General features: G+C 47.3%; 2 protein-coding genes. One reads left to right on the top strand and one right to left on the bottom strand.

Annotated features, from left to right (window positions below; genetic code table 11):
• Positions 1–10 precede the first annotated feature (10 nt).
• Positions 11–331 (bottom strand): HTH domain-containing protein, encoded by a 321-nt coding sequence (locus D1841_RS17470; RefSeq protein WP_166554326.1) that lies wholly within the window; start codon positions 329–331, stop codon positions 11–13.
• A gap of 277 nt (positions 332–608) precedes the next feature.
• Here D1841_RS17470 and D1841_RS18815 point away from each other — a divergent pair.
• A partial coding sequence (locus D1841_RS18815) for a hypothetical protein (protein ID WP_207709240.1) occupies positions 609–1,083 on the top strand: 475 nt, incomplete at its 3' end.

Here is a 1,083-nt window from a genome sequence, read left to right as displayed (position 1 = left end):
TGTCTTGAACTCACCAGGGTGCAAACCGGGAAAGAATGCCGTCTATTGTTTTTCTATCCTCCTTTTCAAGCTGTGCACACAGCCTCCGCAGCAACTCTGTCTCTTTGGGGGTAAGCGTTTTCCGGGTCAGATAGAAGCCCTCCTCCACCTCCACACCGCCGCCATACCGGCCCCGGACAGTCTTCAGAGGATAAGAGCACATGAGTTCCTCCACATCCCGCTGGATAGTCCGCGTGGACACGCTAAATTCCTGTGCCAGGTTTTCGTATGTATCGTGCCGCCTGGCGCAAAGGGCCGCCAATACGGCTTTCCGGCGCTCCGCAGCGCTCATGTGCTCACCTCCTTCCCTCGGTCTGCATGAACAGGATAAAAGTTAAAGCAGACAGCGTGTGTCTGCTTTAAAAATAATTTGATTCACTTTATCATAACAGCTTATTCCGGGCATAAAAAAAGCGGCGTTCAGCCCTGCATGAGGCTAACACACCGCTTTTTTTACGTAAAAAGAAAAGGCGCGGAAATGATATGCCGCGGCCCTTCCCACACCTTTCACTGTACTAAGTATAACAGGAAAAAGTCCCCTAAAATTCCCCTCTTTAAGAAAAAGAAGAGTGTATATTTTGCGCTTTTTTAGGCAAAATTTACAAACGCTTCTCGCTTTAAAAAAATTCAGACACGGAAAAGACCGCAGTTTTCACACCGCAGTCTTTCTCACACCTTTCACTCTACTCATTATATCACAAAAAAGTCTGCAAAAAGTCTGCACTTTTGGGGTTGACAAAAATTTACCGTCTTCTTTTCCTTACACACGCCAATCGCTACGCAATACAGGATTCGCACAAAAAGAGATGAAGCCTCAGCCTTTTGTGCCCGGTGTCTTTCCTTCATTCATAATTTTTCAGACTGGCTTTCAAACAAATTTTTCTATACTCATACGCGGCAGCAGTCGGGGTGTTAGGGGTGAGCGAGTGTCGATGGTGCTTACCCCTAACAAGCAGCATGTTCGAGAAAAGCGGAAAAGTGCCCCGTGGCACTTTTTGTGGCGCTTTTCGAGAAAAAATGCGATGCTTGCTCGTCCAGAACCAC

The sequence above is a fragment of the Neglectibacter sp. X4 genome, assembly GCF_009917365.1.
Taxonomy (GTDB): domain Bacteria; phylum Bacillota; class Clostridia; order Oscillospirales; family Acutalibacteraceae; genus Acutalibacter.
The sequence above is the reverse complement of the archived record's forward strand: the minus strand, read 5'-3'. Positions and strand labels throughout refer to the sequence as shown.

Bases quoted from the DNA above. Each gene is read 5' to 3' on its own strand.
- D1841_RS17470 (WP_166554326.1), bottom strand. From the start codon at position 331: ATGAGCGCTGCGGAGCGCCGGAAAGCCGTATTGGCGGCCCTTTGCGCC.